Here is a 201-nt window from a genome sequence, read left to right as displayed (position 1 = left end):
GATAGCCGCGCGCCACCCCCGCCCCGCCGATATAGAGCTCGCCAACCGCCCCCAGCGGCACCGGCTGACCATGGGCGTCCAGGAGATACACCCGCGTGTTCGCGATCGGACGGCCGATCGGGATCGATGCCGATCCGTCCAGTTCGGCAGGAACCTCATAATGAAGACAACCGACGATCGTCTCGGTGGGACCGTACTCGT

1 protein-coding gene is annotated in these 201 nt (G+C 65.7%); it reads right to left on the bottom strand.

Annotated features, from left to right (window positions below; all coding sequences use genetic code 11):
* The coding region (locus PU724_RS34185; protein ID WP_426213891.1) for an AMP-binding protein at positions 1–201 on the bottom strand (201 nt) is incomplete at both ends.

This window comes from Mesorhizobium abyssinicae (assembly GCF_049887195.1).
In the GTDB taxonomy this organism is placed as follows: Bacteria; Pseudomonadota; Alphaproteobacteria; order Rhizobiales; family Rhizobiaceae; genus Mesorhizobium; species Mesorhizobium abyssinicae.
The sequence above is the reverse complement of the archived record's forward strand: the minus strand, read 5'-3'. Positions and strand labels throughout refer to the sequence as shown.